General features: G+C 55.0%; 17 protein-coding genes. 2 read left to right on the top strand and 15 right to left on the bottom strand.

Annotated features, from left to right (window positions below):
• The first annotated feature begins 13 nt into the window (after positions 1-13).
• Positions 14-2386: a 1-deoxy-D-xylulose-5-phosphate synthase N-terminal domain-containing protein gene (locus ACR0NO_RS15780; protein ID WP_480724634.1), complete on the top strand. Its 2373-nt coding sequence runs from the start codon at positions 14-16 to the stop codon at positions 2384-2386.
• A gap of 608 nt (positions 2387-2994) precedes the next feature.
• Here ACR0NO_RS15780 and ACR0NO_RS15775 read toward each other — a convergent pair.
• The 11 genes from ACR0NO_RS15775 to cuyA all read right to left on the bottom strand — a co-directional run bounded on the left by ACR0NO_RS15775 (position 2995) and on the right by cuyA (position 13965).
• Positions 2995-3681, bottom strand: a complete 687-nt coding sequence (locus ACR0NO_RS15775; protein WP_480724633.1) for an ABC transporter ATP-binding protein — start codon at positions 3679-3681, stop codon at positions 2995-2997.
• Positions 3678-4427, bottom strand: a complete 750-nt coding sequence (locus ACR0NO_RS15770; RefSeq protein WP_480724632.1) for an ABC transporter ATP-binding protein — start codon at positions 4425-4427, stop codon at positions 3678-3680. The genes ACR0NO_RS15775 and ACR0NO_RS15770 overlap by 4 nt, the downstream gene beginning before the upstream one ends.
• Positions 4424-5401: a branched-chain amino acid ABC transporter permease gene (locus ACR0NO_RS15765; RefSeq protein ID WP_480724631.1), complete on the bottom strand. Its 978-nt coding sequence runs from the start codon at positions 5399-5401 to the stop codon at positions 4424-4426. Before ACR0NO_RS15765 ends, ACR0NO_RS15770 begins: the two co-directional genes overlap by 4 nt.
• Positions 5398-6318 carry a branched-chain amino acid ABC transporter permease gene (locus ACR0NO_RS15760; RefSeq protein ID WP_480724630.1) on the bottom strand — a complete coding sequence of 307 codons (921 nt, stop codon included), beginning with the start codon at positions 6316-6318 and terminating at the stop codon, positions 5398-5400. Before ACR0NO_RS15760 ends, ACR0NO_RS15765 begins: the two co-directional genes overlap by 4 nt.
• Before the next feature lie 51 nt (positions 6319-6369).
• A complete protein-coding gene (locus ACR0NO_RS15755; RefSeq protein ID WP_480724629.1) occupies positions 6370-7503 on the bottom strand; it encodes an ABC transporter substrate-binding protein in 1134 nt (377 codons plus the stop codon).
• 292 nt (positions 7504-7795) lie between these two features.
• Positions 7796-8020, bottom strand: coding sequence for a hypothetical protein (locus ACR0NO_RS15750; protein ID WP_480724721.1), 225 nt, complete (start codon positions 8018-8020; stop codon positions 7796-7798).
• Between the two features lie 554 nt (positions 8021-8574).
• Entirely contained in the window at positions 8575-9297 is a 723-nt protein-coding gene (locus ACR0NO_RS15745) for an alpha/beta fold hydrolase (RefSeq protein ID WP_480724628.1), read from the bottom strand.
• Positions 9294-10838: an ABC transporter permease subunit gene (locus ACR0NO_RS15740; protein ID WP_480724627.1), complete on the bottom strand. Its 1545-nt coding sequence runs from the start codon at positions 10836-10838 to the stop codon at positions 9294-9296. The genes ACR0NO_RS15745 and ACR0NO_RS15740 overlap by 4 nt, the downstream gene beginning before the upstream one ends.
• Positions 10835-11890, bottom strand: coding sequence for a betaine/proline/choline family ABC transporter ATP-binding protein (locus ACR0NO_RS15735; RefSeq protein ID WP_170554923.1), 1056 nt, complete (start codon positions 11888-11890; stop codon positions 10835-10837). Before ACR0NO_RS15735 ends, ACR0NO_RS15740 begins: the two co-directional genes overlap by 4 nt.
• A 69-nt stretch (positions 11891-11959) precedes the next feature.
• A complete protein-coding gene (locus tag ACR0NO_RS15730) occupies positions 11960-12919 on the bottom strand; it encodes an ABC transporter substrate-binding protein (RefSeq protein WP_170377011.1) in 960 nt (319 codons plus the stop codon).
• Between the two features lie 32 nt (positions 12920-12951).
• Entirely contained in the window at positions 12952-13965 is a 1014-nt protein-coding gene (gene cuyA, locus ACR0NO_RS15725; RefSeq protein ID WP_480724718.1) for a D-cysteate sulfo-lyase, read from the bottom strand.
• A gap of 194 nt (positions 13966-14159) precedes the next feature.
• On the opposite strand from cuyA, the gene ACR0NO_RS15720 reads away from it, so the two are divergent.
• A complete protein-coding gene (locus tag ACR0NO_RS15720; protein WP_480724626.1) occupies positions 14160-15125 on the top strand; it encodes a LysR family transcriptional regulator in 966 nt (321 codons plus the stop codon).
• A gap of 108 nt (positions 15126-15233) precedes the next feature.
• Here the strand turns inward: ACR0NO_RS15720 and ACR0NO_RS15715 are convergent, their stop codons facing one another.
• The 4 genes from ACR0NO_RS15715 to ACR0NO_RS15700 are packed head-to-tail and all read right to left on the bottom strand — an operon-like array spanning position 15234 to position 18191.
• Positions 15234-15665 carry a c-type cytochrome gene (locus tag ACR0NO_RS15715; protein ID WP_480724625.1) on the bottom strand — a complete coding sequence of 144 codons (432 nt, stop codon included), beginning with the start codon at positions 15663-15665 and terminating at the stop codon, positions 15234-15236.
• Positions 15662-16972 (bottom strand): multicopper oxidase family protein, encoded by a 1311-nt coding sequence (locus ACR0NO_RS15710; protein ID WP_170718717.1) that lies wholly within the window; start codon positions 16970-16972, stop codon positions 15662-15664. Before ACR0NO_RS15710 ends, ACR0NO_RS15715 begins: the two co-directional genes overlap by 4 nt.
• An 8-nt stretch (positions 16973-16980) precedes the next feature.
• On the bottom strand, positions 16981-17847 hold the full coding sequence (locus tag ACR0NO_RS15705; protein ID WP_480724624.1) for a copper resistance D family protein: 867 nt from the start codon (positions 17845-17847) through the stop codon (positions 16981-16983).
• 2 nt (positions 17848-17849) lie between these two features.
• A complete protein-coding gene (locus ACR0NO_RS15700; protein ID WP_170640256.1) occupies positions 17850-18191 on the bottom strand; it encodes a copper resistance CopC family protein in 342 nt (113 codons plus the stop codon).
• Positions 18192-18297 lie beyond the last annotated feature (106 nt).

The raw sequence follows: 18297 nt of genomic DNA, 5'->3' as shown, positions 1-18297 counted from the left end.
CCCGGAGACCACCATGCACATTGATCCCACCCAACTGAAGATCGTTGAACAGCGCCTGCTGTGGTTGTCTCATTGGATGATCCACCATGCCAACCATGTCCGACCAAAGGTGGATGGGATCAAGATCGGTGGCCATCAGGCTTCGTCCGCTTCGATGGTGTCGATCATGACCGCGCTTTATTTCTCGGCCTTGCGGCCTGAGGACCGGGTTGCAGTCAAACCCCATGCGTCGCCGGTGTTTCATGCAATGCAGTATCTCATGGGTAATCAGACCCGCGAGAAGATGGAGAATTTCCGCGGATTTGGGGGTGTGCAAAGTTATCCCAGCCGGACAAAGGACATTGATGATGTTGATTTCTCGACCGGGTCTGTGGGTTTAGGTGTCGCGATCACCTCGTTTGCGTCGATCATTCAAGACTACATCAAGGCCAAAAGCTGGGGGTCAGACGCGCCAATGGGACGTATGGTTGCCCTGGTAGGCGATGCCGAACTGGATGAAGGCAATGTCTACGAGGCACTACAGGAAGGATGGAAGAACGACCTCCGAAACACGTGGTGGATCATCGATTACAACCGACAGTCGCTGGACGGTATAGTCCGGGAGGGCTTGTTCGAACGGATCGAGAAAATCTTCGATGCATTCAGTTGGGATGTCGTTCGTGTCAAATATGGGGTTCTTCAACGCGCGGCCTTTGAAGAGCCCGGTGGCGACCGACTGCGCGACTGGATTGATGCTTGCCCCAACCAGGATTACTCCGCTTTAACTTTCATGAGTGGTGCGAATTGGCGAAAGCGTCTCATGGACGATCTGGGGGATCAGGGGGATGTGACCGCTCTGATCGAACGGCGCACGGATGCAGAGCTCGCGGCCCTTATGGAAAATCTGGGTGGCAACTGCGTCGAGACAATGGCCCAAACATTCGCCGCCATAGATCATGATCGCCCCACATGTTTCCTGGCCTACACAGTCAAAGGATGGGGCACCCCTATTGCAGGCCACAAGGACAACCACGGCGGGCTGATGAACAATAGTCAGTTTGCCACGTGGCAATCGCATATGGGTGTGCCGAAGGGCGAAGAATGGGAGCCGCTTGCGACGGTGCAGGAACCAGAAAAACTGAAGGATTTCCTTGCGAATACACCTTTCTTTGCCAAAGGTCCGCGCCGCTATTTTGATGACAAGTTGGATGTGCCTCCAATCGGGATCGACACCAGCCGCGAAATCTCGACACAGATGGCGTTTGGCAAGATTCTTGACGATCTATCAAAAGGCGACAGCCCATTGGCCGAACGCATAATGACGACCTCCCCAGATGTGACAGGCACAACAAGCCTTGGTCCTTGGGTTAACCGGCGCAAACTGTTCGCCCGATCCGAGCAATCCGACGCCTTCATAGAACACCGGATCCCTTCGACGGCAAAATGGGAATTCACTCCGGAAGGGCAGCATATCGAGCTTGGTATCGCCGAAATGAACCTCATGTTGCTTCTGGGAGCTGCGGGTTTGTCGCATTCCCTGTTCGGTAAGCGGCTGATCGCAATTGGCACCGTCTATGATCCGTTTGTCAGCCGCGGTCTCGATGCGCTGAATTACGCCTGTTATCAGGACGCGCGTTTTATGCTGGTTGGCACACCTTCGGGCGTCACACTTGCCCCCGAAGGTGGAGCACACCAATCCGTTGGAACACCGCTCATCGGGATGAGCCAAGACGGGTTGGCCGCTTTTGAACCCGCCTTCGCCGACGAGCTCGCGGTGATTATGGAATGGGCCTTCAACTACCTGCAGCGCGATGGCGAAGGACAGCCCGACGAGCGCACATGGTTGCGCGATGAAACTGGAGGGTCTGTCTACCTGCGCCTGACGACCAACCCGATTGAACAGCCTGGCAAACGTGTCGACGACGAGTTCCGCCAAGGTGCCATTGATGGGGCCTATTGGTTGCGAAAACCCGGGCCCAATTGCGAAGTTGTAATTGCCTATCAAGGAGCAGTCGCGCCGGAGGCAATCAAGGCTGCCGGTATGATTGGTGAAGGCCGTCGCGACATAGGTGTATTGGCCGTGACATCCGCAGATCGCCTGAATGCCGGATGGACCGCCGCTCAACGAGCGCGTTCTCGCGGCAACCAAGCGGCACGCTCCCACATCGAAACCCTGATGTCCGACCTTCCGCCACACTGCAAGCTCGTCACCGTTATCGATGGTCATCCTGCAACTCTATCCTGGCTCGGGGCAGTGCGTGGACATCAGACTATCCCAATGGGTGTCGAGCATTTTGGTCAGACCGGAACAATCGGCGATCTGTATCGCCACCACTGCATTGACGCAGACGCTATCCTAGAGAAAGTGAATGGACTGACCCATGGCAGAACTCTTCACCGTGCATAAGTGGGCTTGATCTGGGCAATAATGTAGAGAACAAACTAGCACTGAACATAGACCACGATAACTAGCGGACCATGTAGACAGTGCTCTGAGGTTCAATGAACCTGCCGAACCTGAACTTGGCTGGTTTGATTGGCGACAACGCCTGGAAAACAGGGCTCCTTTGACTAAAATGCAATAACTTGGCCCTCTGCACCGGTCTTCGGGAGGCAGGGGTCGGAGGTTCGAATCCTCTCACACCGACCAATAAAACAGGTTGTCAAATACAGAGATATTTTGCCTTTTGACCAATTAACTTACCTTTTCGCCAACAAAAATTACCTCCACTCGCCTGGAGCGTTGCTAGTTCAAATCGTAATTTTGAACTAACGGCCCAGAGCCGACTTTGAGCACTGCAACCGAATACTGCGTCGCAGCCAGCTTAGCGGCCATTCGCTGCGTTGCTAGAATTTGTGTCTCTCCTAACTCACAGCCTGCAGAAACAGCAGCCATTCCATCCAGGCGGAAGCAATGCGGTTCGCTATTTGACAGCTATTCTGATTTTGCGGCGAACCATCAAAAGCGATTTCGTGGACGCTTGGTAGCTGTCAAAGCTTGGGCATTTGTACCAACTAAACGCCGAGATGCCGCTGGCTGATTTCACTATCCAGATCGCCAATTGCGCCTGACCAGACCGATCTGCCTCGCTCAAGGATTGTCGCGCGATCACAGATCGCTCTCAATTCACTAAGAGATTTGTCAATTACCAGAATTGAAAGGCCAGATTCACGTTTAAGTTGCTCCACAGTCACCCAGATTTCTCGTCTGATATTTGGCGCAAGCCCTTCCGTAGCCTCATCCAATATGAGCAAGCGTGGATTGGTAACTAACGCACGCCCAATGACCAGCATTTGCTGCTCTCCGCCTGACAAGGAGCCCGCAAGCTGATCGGCGCGCTCGCTGAGACGCGGGAAAAGCGCAACGACCTTGTCTATATCCCAATGGCCAGGTCGGGACACAGCTACGAGGTTCTCACGCACCGTTAGATCGCGAAATGCGCGGCGGCCTTCGGGGACAAGGCCGATGCCCAATCTTGCCACTTGGTGGCTCGACAGTTTGCGAATGTCGGTGTCGGCAAACACCATCGAGCCTTTGCTTCCGATCATTCTGCAAATAGCGCGAACGGTGGTTGTCTTGCCCATGCCATTGCGCCCCATAAGGGCGACGACTTGGCCCGCTTCGATGGTCAGATCAACGCCAAAGAGGGCTTGGCTTTTGCCATAGCTTGCGACTAGGCCGGAGATGGAAAGAAGGTTCATTGGTTCTCTCCAAGATAGGCGCGCTGAACTATTGAATTTTTGCGAATATCTTCGACTGATCCTGTGGCAATTACACGCCCGTAATCAAGAACCGTTATTCGGTCAGCCAATTTGAAGACGACATCCATGTCGTGTTCCACAAGCAGTATCGGGGCATGATTTCGCAAGTCGCTCAGCAGGTTCGTGAGCAGCTGCGTGCCTTCTGCGCTCAAACCGGCCATTGGCTCGTCCAGTATGAACACCTTTGGTTTAAGGGTTAGCGCAACTGCGACTTCCAGTTGGCGGCGCTGACCATGGCTGAGTTCGCCTGTTCGCTTGTTTGCTAAGTCGATCAGGTCCACACGACGCAATGCATTCTCTGCGTGATCGCGCAGGTTTTTGTCGCCAAGAATGGGTAGGAAGAATTGCCAGGGTCGGCCTTTGGCCCCAAGCGCGCCCAGCATGGCGTTCTGCAAGACCGTGTCCTCTGACGCCAGAGCGGAAATCTGGAAGGTGCGTCCGAGCCCGAGCCTTGCCCGGTTTTTCGTTGTCTCCTGGGTGATATCCTGGCCCAGAAGGCGAACCGAACCCGCGTCAGGCTTCAGGCCGCCGCAGATCTGAGCGATGAGCGTTGATTTACCGGCCCCGTTTGGGCCGATCACGGCGTGAACTTCGCGGGGCCTAAGGTCCAATGTCACGTCGTCATTTGCAATCAGGGCGCCAAAGCGTCGAGTGAGACCTTCAACTTGCAACACGGGCCGCATCATCGGTCAGACCTTCCCGTGATGACGCCGTAGAGGCCGCCGCGGGCGAAAAGGACGACCACCAACAAAAGCAAACCAAGAAAGAATAGGAAATATTCGCTAATGCCTCCAAGCGCGTGCTCTAGTACGACGAACAAAGTCGCGCCTGCGACCGGCCCGAACGTCCGGCCCAACCCTCCGAGGATTATGAAAACAATCAGTTCACCTGACATCTGCCAGCTGAACATCGTGGGACTGACGAAGCGATTAAGATCGGCAAAAAGCGCCCCCGCCAGCCCACAGATCATGCCGGAAATCACCAACGCGATCAGTCTCAGCCGAAACGGATCAAGCCCGACCGCCTCTACCCGCTCGGGACTTTGCCGCGCTGCGTTTAACGCAAGCCCAAAGGGAGATTTTACGAGCCGCACGTTTAGCCAAAGGACTAGGCTCAGAATTGCAAAACAGATCCCGAAGAACTGTATGGGATCAAGCGTGTTCATACCCGGGAAGGAATTTCGAATGTAGATGGAAAGGCCGTCTTCTCCGCCATAGGCGGGCCAGCTGATTGCAAAGAAAAAAAACATCTGCCCGAAAGCCAGCGTGATCATGATGAAATACACGCCGGAAGTTCGAAGCGACAGAAGCCCGATTATAAAGGCGGCAACACCTGAAAACAGTATTGCCACCAACCAGATCACAGGCATGAGCTTGGTTCCAGAAATCGTGATAGGCCATTCCATCAATGGCGAATACGTCTGAGCGTGAAACGCCAGAATACCCATCGCATAGCCGCCAATCCCAAAGAAGACCGCGTGCCCGAGGCTCACGAGCCCTCCAAGCCCAAGCGCGACATTGAGACCAACCGCGGCCAGAGCGAAGATGACCGCGCGGGTCGCCAACGTAATTGTGAAGGGTTCGTCCGAGACCCAAGCCCAAAGCGGCACCCAAAGAAGCAGGCTCATGAGAATGACGTTTAGTGCTTTTTCTGGGATCATGCTCTTGCCCCGAACAGCCCGGTCGGTCTCCAGATCAGCACGCCAGCCATAAGAACGTAAATCGACATTGATGCCAATGCCGAACCAGTCGACGTTGCAACATCTGGTGCCACGAACAGTTTGAACAGTTCCGGCAGGAAGATGCCGCCCAGGGTATCGGTCAATCCAACCAGCAAACTGCCGATAAGCGCCCCCCGAATGGACCCGATGCCCCCGATCACTATGACGACGAAAGCGAGGATCAGGATCGGCTCACCCATTCCAATCTGGACCGATTGGATGGCACCCACAAGTGCTCCCGCTAATCCGGCGAGCGCTGCTCCGAGCGCGAAAACAAACGTGTACAAGCTACCAATATCAACGCCGAGTGCTGCAATCATTTCACGGTCATTTTCTCCGGCACGAATCTGAATACCAACTCGGGTCCGTGAGATGAACAACCACAGCCCAACCGCCACCAAAAGCCCTACAAGGATGAGTACAATGCGATATAGCGGATACCGAATGCCGCCTGGCAATGAAACGGGACCGGACAGATAGCTCGGAATTTCGAGAAACAGCGGGAATGAACCGAAGATCCATCGCGTACCCTCCGAGAAAATCAGTATCAGCGCAAAAGTCGCAAGCACTTGCTCGAGGTGATCGCGGGCATATAGCCGACGAATGACTGCCAATTCGACGATGAACCCGGCCATGGCCGCCGCAGCAATGGCAGCTGCTACAGCCACCAAGAACGACCCCGTCGCCGCAGCGGCCGCCGCAGCCGCAAAAGCACCGACCATGTAGAGTGATCCGTGCGCAAGATTTATGAGGCCCATCACGCCGAAGATCAGCGTCAGGCCTGCTGCCATGAGAAAGAGCATGAAACCGAACTGGATTCCGTTCAGAATCTGTTCGGCGATAAGGACTAAAGTCACGGTTCGAGCAAAAAACGGGCCGCCGCTCCGGAGTCGGGGGCGGCCCTTCGATTACATTTTACAGTCTGCCGCGTAAGCGTCCGAGTGGTTTTCCAACGCCACACCAATGATCCGGTTAGTGAATACATCACCTTCCTGAATCACTTCGCGCGCATAGATAGTCTGAATTGGATGGTGGTTTGGACCAAACGCAAAGTCGCCACGTGTGCTGTCGAAGTCGGCCGCACGCAATGCATCTCTGAACGCGTCTTGATCCGAGACCTCAGCCGATCCGAGCGCCGAAATGATCAACTGTGCCGTGTCGAAGCCCTGGCTTGCATAGAGAGACGGAAGCCGCCCGTACTCGGCCACAAAGCTTTCTACGAATGCGGCATTTGTTGGATTGTCGATATCCTTGTTCCATTGGCTGGTATTCACAATCCCAAGTGCTGCGGGCCCGACGGCTTGAAGGATGCCCTGATCGAACGAAAACGCCGGACCCACGACGGGCAAATCAACCCCGCTATCTGCGTATTGCTTGAGAAACGAAATCCCCATTCCGCCGGGAAGGAAGAAAAAGACACTGTCTGCGCCGGACGCACGGATTTGAGCAATCTCGGCAGCATAATCCGTTTGGCCAAGCTCGGTATAAATCTCACCGGCAAGATCGCCTTGGAAGAACCGCTTGTACCCAGTCAAAGCGTCCTTGCCCGCCGGATAATTCGGGGCCAGGATGAAGCTGTTGCTATGCCCTGCCGTGTTGGCATAGGCGCCAGCTGCTTCGTGCAGGTTGTCGTTCTGCCAGGCGACGTTGAAGTAGTTTTCATGACAACCTTGACCGGCTAGCGCCGACGGTCCGGCGTTCGGCGACAAATAGAACTTACCTTGGGCCGTTGCCGCTGGAACAACAGCCATTGCGAGGTTCGACCAGATAATGCCCGTCAGGATATCCACCTTCTCGGACTGGATCATCTTGTCAGCAAGCTGCACGGCGACGTCGGGTTTTCGTTGATCATCTTCGACGACGACCTCGATATCATCCCGCCCGGATTGGTTGATACCCAGCATGAAACCGTCGCGCACATCGATTCCCAAGCCGGCTCCACCACCGGACAGAGTAGTTATCATACCGACCTTCGTCTCAGCGAATGCACCTGTGGCCAGCAACCCGATGGATGCGGCAATGGCAATCGATTTATACTTCATAAGTTCCCCCCATGTTATTTTTAACTATCGCCGGTTGCATTTGCCCGGCCTTATTTGAAGTTGCTACATCAAGGACCGCTTTCTCAAACAGTCATTATTGAAATGCTTTCCTGTTCACAAAGGCAATGTCCAGTGCAAGCTTTCAATCTCTAAGGCTTTAATTAGTTGTCAGCACCTAAATCCGCAGATTTTGGGGTGTCTTGTCAGAAGAACTTTGTTTGAGCAGGACAGGGCGGTCGCGTAGCTTTTGCCCATGACCAGACCTTCAAATACTTTAAAACCAGTCCCGAGATCATCCGCCTTCACTTTCAAGGTCTGCCATCCAAGCGACGGCTCGACCTGGAGCCGGAATTGCTGTGAGGCTGATACCTGTGGCCGCCATTTCAGCGTTGTCCCAATGTGTGTCGAGCATTTTGGTCAGACGGGAACAATCGGCGACCTCTATCGCCATCACTGCATTGACGCAGACGCTATTCTGGAGAAAGTGAATGGCCTGACCGATGGCAGAGCTCTTCACCGTGCATAAGTGGGCTGGATCTGGGCAATATAACAGAGAACAAACTAGCACTGAGCATAAGGTGCTGGATGACTTACTGAAAAACAAGAGCTTACCAACATACGACAGAGGCCGGGTTTGCTCGCAATGAAACCACAACGTTATCGCAACGCTATCTGCCACCGAAGTGCAATGGCTGGCATTCAAAGCCCTTATTTTGTTTACTTCATCCCGAGAACTCGCCTTCAGGAGGCAGGGGTCGGAGGTTCGTATCCTCTCACTCCGGCCAAAAAAGTTTCTTGTCAAATATTGAGATACTTTGCCTTTTGACCAATGAACTCACCTTTCCGCCAACCAAAGTTACATCCTCCAGCCTGAAGCGTTGCTAGTTCAAGTCGTAACTTTAAACTGGCGGCCGGTTCCAGCCGTTCATCGATTCCGGCATTCCCTGCGGCGTGGCTGACCACACCGGAAAATCGCTGCGATCGCTAAATCGACCCGGCGACGAACTTCCGGATCACGGACAAAGCTGGCGGCGGCTGCGGCCCTACAATAGTCAAAGTCGTATGCATACTTCAGTGATCCAAAAAGTTGGATATAAGGCGTTGAAAAAGATCAGATTTCTCCGCATGAAGCGCGTGGGCGCAGGCCGGTACGACTGCAAGCGATGTACTGGGGATCGCTTCCCACAGTTTATGAATTTGGCTCCACGGATATGTCCGATCTCGATCGCCCCAAAGGACGAGAGTTTCCTGTTGGATTTGGGACAGGTTCTGTTCCCCTGACCAAGCTTGCATCGCGTCCAGGCCGGCCTCCAGGGCCGGCAGCTTGGTTTGAGCGGCAATCGCGGCGCAGTGCTCATATCCGGGTGCAGCTTCGCGATCCAGAAACCAAGTTGCTGCGATCCGGCGTGTGGTGGCCGCTGCGCCGTCTTCCGCAGCGCGCTTTTTACTCTGTTCAATGGTCTCGAACCGCCCTGGTAAAACACCGATGGCACCAGTTGCGTAAAGCACCAGGCGTTTAATCCTTTCAGGATCGCGCAAGGTAATTTCCTGAGCGATCATGCCGCCCATGGAGTGACCCAGCAGATGATACTCCTCCACTCCAAGGCCGCGGAGATGCCGGACGACCCAATCCGCATATCCGCCAATGCTGTCGATTGGCGGCAGATGGGCATTTGCTCCGAACCCGGGCAGGTCGACGGCAATCACATCAGCATGCTGCTGCAGTGTATCGCGACATCCATCCCATTGTGCGCTGCCCCCCATGAAGCCATGAACAAGGACAAGGGGGGTCACTTTCGCTGACCTTGAACGATCCGGTCAAGGATCATCGCGCAGAATAGAATGGCAAAGCCTGCGAGGATACCCTGGCCCACATTGGCGTATTGCAGCGCCTCGAGGACGTCTTCGCCCAGCCCTTTCGCACCAATAAGTGAGGCCACGACGACCATGGCCAGCGACAGCATGATTGTCTGGTTGATACCGGCGCGAATGGAGGGGCTGGCGAGCGGTAGATCGACCTTGGTGAGAAGGTACCACTTGTTGGCGCCAAAACTGATCGCGGCTTCACGCACGCTTTCGGGAACACCACGCAGGCCTAAAACAGTAAGGCGTACCACGGGTGTCCCACCGAAGATCATCGTAACAATGACTGCCGCTGGTTTGCCGACCCCGAAAAAGGCAATCACAGGCACCATGAAGACAAAGGCAGGCATTGTCTGCATGAAATCCATGATCGGTTGGATGACCGCGTAGAACCGCGGTCGACGCGCAGAGAACATGCCCAAAGGAATGCCAATCACGATGGAAAGCAGCGCCGCAGTGCCGAGAAGCGCCAACGTCGTCATAGCTTTTTCCCAGAAGCCGAGAAGGCCCATATAGGCCAGAAAGGCACCAGACCATATAGCCATGCGCAAGCCAGCGGTAAGCCAGGTCAACAGAACGATCAGCGCGGCCACCACGATCCAGGGGGTCTGAACCAACGCAACCTCCATGGCATCCAGCAACCAGCGAATAGCTGAGGTGAGCCCGTCAAAGAACGCCACACTGTTGGCGACGCACCAGGCGATAAATGCCTCTACACTGTCAATACTAGCCAGGCGAATTGAGTTATCTGTCGGGAATTCGCTAAGAAATGAAAATCGGCCCGGGAAGCTGTAGTGGATCATTGCGGTCGCGACTAACAGGATCATGAAACCCGCGCTAAAAACAATCTGACTGACCGGCATGCCAGAGCGAATGGTGCGATCTGAGAGCCAGTCGGAAAAGCGGGCCTCCAGCGCCCAGTTGGCGGCCACAGCCTGTATGAGCTTGGCCACAAGCAAGATGGCAACACCGGTGAGCGCAATCGACGGACCTTGTGCGGCGAGTAACTCTGCCTCAGCGCGGAAACCTTCAATATTGGCTTCCAGGCCTTCGATCTGGCGTTGAATCGCCGCCGCTCGATCCGAGCCGCTCTCCTGCGCTGCCGCGAGCTGCTGGTAGCGCAAATCGAGCGTACCTTCGATCGAGGTCACACGGGCCAGCGCGTCTGCTCCCAGATCTCCGAACAGGCCCCGCGCGATCTGCACAAAGCCGATCGCCTCGACGACAAGAAACGCCAATGCCCATGACCAAAGCCCGCGTGCGCCGAACCAGATCGGACCAAAGAGCCCGGCCATCACATTGAAAGTTGCCGTAAAGCGCGCGGACGCCCCGATCTTGTCGAAGTTGCGGATGTAGTAATCGGGGCTGGTGCGCACAAAGGTGCGGATATTCTCGCGGCGTTCCTCGGCATAGGCCTGCGCGGCTTCGCTTTCTGTGTCTTCAAGGGGGTTCACACCAAGATCTTCGCTCATGACATTTCCGTCCCTTCAATCACGGTGCGCAACAGATCTGCGCGAGTGATAACACCTCTGTCTTGGCCGCCTTCGGACACCAGAACCGGCCGTTCGTCGTCGATGGCTCGTGTGATTAAAGCGGAAAGTGTCTCATTGTGGTCCACCCGATCAATGTCAGCAGGCAGTGGGCCGTGCGTAGCGAGATAGCTGTCCAAGGGCTGCATTGCCGCATGAGCATGCACCACCTTCAGCCGCGATATCCCAGCCACGAAATCAGCGACGTAGTCATCAGCGGGATGCATGACAATGTCCTCAGCCGAGCCGATCTGCACCATCTTGCCGTCACGCATGATCGCAATCCGGTCCCCGATGCGGACAGCCTCATCAAGGTCATGGGTGATGAAGATCGTTGTTTTCTTGAGGATTTTCGACAACCGGATGAACTCATCCTGCAACTGCCGTCGGATCAGAGGATCAAGTGCGGAGAATGGCTCATCCATCAACAGAACATCAGGGTTAGCCGCAAGCGCACGGGCAAGCCCCACACGTTGTTGCATGCCGCCAGAGAGTTCGTGAGCGAATTTCGACCCCCACGCTCCCAATTCGACAATGTCGAGAATGGCGGCCGCCTGCCGCATACGCTCGTTCTTGGCGACCTGGCGGATTTCCAGCGGCATTGCTACATTATCAAGGACCGAACGGTGGGGCATCAGCGCGAAATTCTGGAACACCATCCCGATTTTCCTATTGCGGAAAGCCTGAAGTTCCTTTGTGCCGAGCGCCATGACGTCGGTGCCCTCGATCTCGATCTTGCCGGCCGTTGGTTCGAGCAGGCGATTGAAATGGCGCACGAGTGTGGATTTGCCGCTCCCTGATAGGCCCATGATACAGAAGATCTCACCGCGATTTACGTTGAGGCTGACATCGGCCACGCCCACCACAGCATTGAATTCGGCAAGGACTTCAGCCTTGGTCAGTCCACGCGCACGAATGGCTTCCAGAGCAGCTTCGGGCTTAGCGCCAAAGATTTTCCAGATATTGGAAATTTCGATTACAGTCTCGTCGCTCATCCGCCCACCCGTACGTGCCTTCAAATGGGGCGGCACCGCTAGGTGCTGCCCGTTGTTTTTAGGTCTGGCTCAGAGACCCAGCATCGCATCTACGCGCTCGGAATTGGCGTTAACCCACTCGGCCGCAACTTCCTCAGCATCGCGCCCATTGGCACTGATCTCGAAGGCCAGCGAGCTCACGTCATCGGCGGTAAGGGAGAAGTTCGCGAAGAACTCTGCAATCGCCGGCGAGCGATCCCCAAGCGAGTTGGACCAGGCGATCTGAACTTCCTTCAGAGCGTCCTTGCTGGCTACCATCGACTTGTTGTACCAGTCAGGGTCGTCGGAGGGCTGCACCATCACGTATTTTTCAGGGTCATAAGTCGGTTCGGTCAGCATCACCACGTCAAACATGTACCAGACGGCATGCGGCTCATAGCAGTAGAAGGCATATCCTTCTTTTTTGGCGATACTGTCCTTGATGCGCGCGGTCTTAACAGCTTCCTCGGCGCGGATCGGATCGATGAAGTCCAACAGGCCATAGTCGCGCACCTTCACCTCGTTCACATTGGCCGAGGCCCAGCCGGGTGCACCGATCCACATCTCACCCTTACCGTTGCCATCGCTGTCCATCGCGGCCGCCACATCGGGGCGTCCAAGATCCGCGATGTCGGTGATATTCATCTCTGCGGCAAAGTCTTTGGAGACGCAGAAACCCTGATTGCCCTGATAGGGGTTCGATGACAACGTTACGGTGCCAGCACCATCAACATATTGCTTGGTGAATGCTTCCTGATTTGGCAGCCATACATCGGGGTGCACATCGATATCGCCCTTACCCTGATCCATCGCTTGAAAGATTGTGGCGTTGTTACCGGGCACGTACTCCACCGTGCCGCCAATGCGGGTGGTCACGATCTCACCCAAGACATGGGCAATAGCCTGCGCTCCGGTCCAAGTAGGAACACCGATCTTAACCTCTTCAGCGGCAAGTGGTGCGCCGAGAGCTGAAACCAAAGCCGCGCTGATCAAGTATTTTTTTAGTTTCATTTGATATCTCCTTGTTGGTTTGTTGTTTATTTTCAGGCCACGTAGCCAGGAAGTTCAAAAGTTTCGGGATAGCCAAACAGGGCTGCGCTTCCGCCGGTATGCAGAAAGACGACATTGTCCATGCCGTCGAAATAGCCTTTGCGGGTTTGGTCAATGAGCCCATCCAATCCTTTACCTGAATAGACCGGGTCGAACAAAAGTCCTTCGGTGCGGGCCAACAGCTTGAGCGCGTCAATCATCCCCTTGGTCGGAAGACCATATCCTGCACCGACGTAGTCGCAATTTGCACGTACATTTTCTCGCGCAATGGGCGTGCCCGTCTCCATATACTCGACAGTGCGCACAGCCAGATCATGGACCATGCCTTCCTGTTTGTCTTTTGGGGCCCGCACGCCGATGCCCAAAAGGTGAATGTCGCTTTCCAGTGCGGCAAGACCGGCGACCAATCCGGCTTGCGTGCCGGAGCTGCCGGTCGCATGGACCAGCGCGTCGATTTTTAAGCCGGCATGGGCGGCCTGTTCGCATAACTCGCGCGCGCAATTCACGTAGCCCAAAGCCCCGATCGGGTTCGATCCACCGCCGGGAATGATGTAAGGGGTTTTGCCTTCTGTCTTCATCTGCGCGGCGCAGGCTTCCATCTCGGCATTCATGTCCGCACCACCGGAACGCTTGGAGACGCTGGCGCCATGCAAACGATCCAACAGGACATTTCCATTCAGAATATAGTTCGGATCATTGGAACCCGTACGATCCTCAAGAAGTATATGGCACGCAAGGCCAAGTTTTGCAGCCGCCGCTGCTGTTTGACGCGCGTGATTAGATTGCGTCGCCCCCTGCGTGATGATGGTATCTGCACCTTTCTGGACAGCGTCAGCCATCAGAAATTCCAGCTTACGAGTCTTGTTCCCACCCGACGAGAGGCCGGTGCAATCATCCCTTTTGACCCATAAACGTGGACCACCCAAAACCTCACTTAGGCGATCCATCGGCTCCAAAGGCGTAGGAAGATGACCAAGCGATACCCGGGGAAATTTCGCCAGAGTCAGCGATAGCTCCTTGCACAAGCTCAAAACCATCTCCGGCGCGACCATCGCGTCACCGCCGGTCATCTGAATTGTCTCAGCCACCACTCTCTCCCTGCTTTTGCCTACAGCCAAACAGTTTCAAAAGAAAAAGAATAAAAACAGTGCATATTTCGCAGGCTGCCCATACATTTTCTTTGGGTGCGATGGAGGTGCGGATGAATATGCTGTGGTTTGACGATGTTCTGACCCTTCTAGAAGAGCGGAACATGACGCGGGCCGCGGCCCGCAGAAACATCACACAACCCGCGTTCTCAAGGCGTATTCGCAGTTTTGAGGAGTGGCTGGGGATTGAAGTTCTCGATCGCAAATCGAACCGGGTCGAGATCAGTCCGGCACTGGCCTCGAATGAAGCCGAAATCCGCTCTTTGATCGCCAGATTAAATGACCTGCGCACAAAAATTGCGCAACATGGCCCCACCGTTTCGATTGTGACGATCGCCGCAACACATGCATCGGTCGTCTCCACCTTCCCTGATATGGCATTGCGTGCACGTGCAACGTTCAAGGGGCTCCGGTTTCGTCTCAGAACGGCCAATCTGAACGATTGTGTCACTCTATTCCTGCGCGGTGATACCAACATGCTGCTATGCTACGAGGCGCAAACCGTCGCCCCAATGCCGTTCGGAGCAGGCATTCGTCGCGGCACTTGGGGTCACGACTACCTTATTCCGGTCATCGGTGGCGGATTGCGGTACGCAGTGCGCGGAAACGGTGATGTGCCTTTGGATACGCCGTCCATCGTCTATCCCGAAAACAGCTACTTTGGCGAAGCATTAAACAAGAGCAAACTTCCCTTCGGAACCGCCGATTTCAGCAAAAATCCCGTTTGCCAGACGGCCTTTTCAAGCGGAGCAAAGGAAATGATCCTGAACGGTCTCGGTGTTGGTTGGCTGCCGTTCAGCATGGTGCACAAGGAAATTGAAAGCGGCGAGCTAATTTCCCTACGCAACCAATTGGGTCAGGAACAGCTCGACGTAGTGGTCTATGCCCACCACCAGACCGAGATAGCGAAAACCTTGCTTGATTTCTGGACAAACAAGCCGTCTTCAAAGTCTAGAATGGACAAAATGCCCGCTATGGCCAGAGGTCAAAACAATCCGTTGGAACCGAATTTTGAGTGACGGAAACCTATAAAAATGAAGCCATAACCCTGTGGCGTCTTGGCAGCAGACGGACCAGTCTTGGACTTGGACGACCCTACTACCACAGTGCAGAGAAGACCGTCTTCCTCAATTGTGCGCCGGATTGCGACTCGCTTGCATTTCCTGAACACGATCGGGCCAAGTTGACCTGATATAAGCCAGAATATCCCAAATCTCATTTTCGGTGAGTTCATCACTAAACCCCGGCATGCCGCTTGCAAAGCCAGTGACCCCGCGCACGGCTAACGCTGCTTCGCCACCAAGTCGTGTGTACTCGTACAGAAGCTGATTGTCATGGTGCCAAGTGTGCCCTGTCTCATCATGCGGTGGTGCAGGCAGAACACCATTGTCATCAGGAGTCTGCCAATTTGGTTGTCCTTCCAGGTTGATGCCATGGCAGGACGCGCAGTGGTCTCCGTAAAGAACACGCCCATTAGTCAAATCTCGGTCTTCCATTTCGTGGCTGGCAATTGCCTCGCTCGCAACGCTACATAGAGCCATCGCCAGCAAGCGTTTCATACGACTTCCACCCATGTTTTCATACCAGCCGCCTGATGCCCTAGCATGTGACAGTGCAACAGCCATTTACCGGGATTGTCGAACACGCAAACGATTTCGCGGGTTTCACTAGGATTGATCAGCGCCGTATCCCGGAAAGCGCCTAAGCTGCTGTCCGCCCCGACTTCAAAGAAATGATGCCCGTGCAGATGGATGCCATGCGGGAAACGGGTGTCGTTTACCAGACGGATGCGCGCCGTTTGGCCACGTGCAAACTTGTGGAGCGGCGTATCTGATAAGCCAGATTGTCCGTTGAATGCCCAAATGTCAGTTTGCGTGCTTACGGGACGGCTCATCGCCCCGCCTTGCATGGTGAGCGACAGGTCCACCGCATTGTCCAGATCTGGCTCCTTCCGCTCGTTTGGTGGCAGTGTGGGAATAGCGGACGGTTGCCGTGTGCTGTTTACCCCTTCAACCGGAATTTCACCCAACGGGTAAGGATCGTCGCGCGTTGGGAAAACAAAGGCGATGTGATCAGCTGATTTTACGTCAGCAATGATATCTAAGCGTTGAGCCGGTGAGAGAATGAGGTTCGAAACCTCTTGCGGGTCCGGCAGTGGCATACCGTCGAACGCAACGATTTTGCCGTCGATGCCTTCAAGTTCAATCGGGAATATCCGGTCTGTTGCGACATTGATCAACCGCAAGCGCACGCGATCACCGCGCCGGACCGGCGTATTTGGTTCTACAAGCGCGCGGGCGTAGTTCCCCAACCGCCCTTGATGCGCCTGATCGTGCCTGTTCTCAAAGCCGTCGACAAGCACTCCGTCTTCGGTGATGCGCCAGTCGTCAATCATCACAATCAGATCGTGATCCACATCGGGCGGGCTTAGCTCCTCAACGATCAGCGGCCCGTAGAGACCTCTGGCAACCTGTTCCCAGGATCGGTTGTGGGAGTGATACCAGAACGTCCCCGCATCGGGTGCTCGGAAGCTGTATTCGAACTCAGCACCCTTCTCGACTATGGGTTGGGTCATCCCCGGCACGCCATCCATCGCATTGTCGATGCGCAGCCCATGCCAATGCACCGCCGAGCCTTCACCAATCTGGTTCAGGAACCGAATATCAAATGTATCGCCCTGACGGGCGCGAAGCACCGGACCGGGCGTACTGCCATTAAAGCCAAGCATCGGAGTTGCCGGATCACCTTCGGGCAGAATTTGCGCATTGACCGGCTGTGCGACCAGTTCAAAGGGCGCTGATGCAAGAGCGATGCGCGGTGCCAGTGCCGCCGCGCATGTTGTGAACAGGAAGTCTCGCCTTTTCATGGGTTGCCTCAATTCGGTAGGGTCAGAACGCTGGTGAGCGTCGCGGTGGCGACAAGCACCATCAGTATGACCGTAGTTTCGATTTCAATCGAGCGCGCCAGATGACGCGCCGCCTTATCGTCCCCTGCTTGCATGGCTGGAACGAAGCGGAGTTTGTTTGCGGCCGCCAACGTCAGGACCGCGCCTACAAGTGCGATTTTGATCAGAAGGGTTTGCCCGTACCCGGTAGTCGTCAGCGCCCTCACATCGCCCAACAACATCCAAGCCATTATTAGCCCTGCCAAAATCATAGCAGGGACAACAATCGAAGCCGCCTGGCCGAATCGATGGCCCAACTTGGCTGCGTCGCTCAGATATTCTTGCCGTAGCGAAAGGGTGCGCAACGGTCCGAGGATGCCGATCCAAAACGCGACCCCTAAAAGGTGCAAGAGCAAGAGCAAGCGAACACCTGTTGGTTCCAATTCAGGAATATGCCCAACCTGAGCAAAGGACCACAAAGCGAGCAATCCACCCGCGAGGGCGATCCATTGCCCAACAAGGGGAATAAACACTCCGGCAATGATTAGTATGGCCCCAGTGATCCGAAGAACTAGAGCGTCGCCGACCGAGGTCTGCCACAACAGATCGAGCATTTCAGGATCGGTCATCCCATCGGCCCCACCCGTCAGGGCAGCACCACGCAGCATGAACCCGAGGACAGAGGCAACAAGCGCAAGCGCCGCCAACAGCACAACCTGCAGACGCATACTATCGCTGAGACGCGACACAAGGTCGGTGAAAGCAATCTGAATGATCAAAAGCCCAGTCGAACCGCCAATACCGACATAGAGTATCAGCTTGGACAGTATTGCGCCTATTCCCCAGATATCGGGCATACTCAGTCCACTGTAAATGTGAATTCACCCTGCATTGCGTGTCCGTCCACACCCAAGCCCCGCCACTCAATTCGATAGATACCTTCACCCATGCCTTGAAGCGGGAGCGCGAACGCGCGGCTAAAACTTGTCTGGTCTCCCAAGTCGAGCGTGACTGTATGCGCATCCTGATGGATCATGTTAACCTTTGTCAGGCGAATATCATCCGTGAAATTAAAGCTGATCTCAGAGGGCACCTCAGTAACTGTCGCGCCGTCTTCGGGTGTGGTGGTGTCCACTTTCGAATGGGCAAAAGCGTTTGTGGCAAGCGCGGAAATCAATGCAACTATGGTGAGCATTTTCATCGGCAAGTTCCTCAGTTCATTCCATTGACGCACTGTATTCTGCTGACGTAGTCGATGACCATAGCCACGTCGCCAAGGGTTAAGCTTTCACCAGATGCGTGTCACC

This window comes from Ruegeria sp. CL3 (assembly GCF_056536505.1).
Note: the sequence above shows the minus strand (reverse complement) of the source record. Positions and strands in the feature narration are given on the sequence as shown.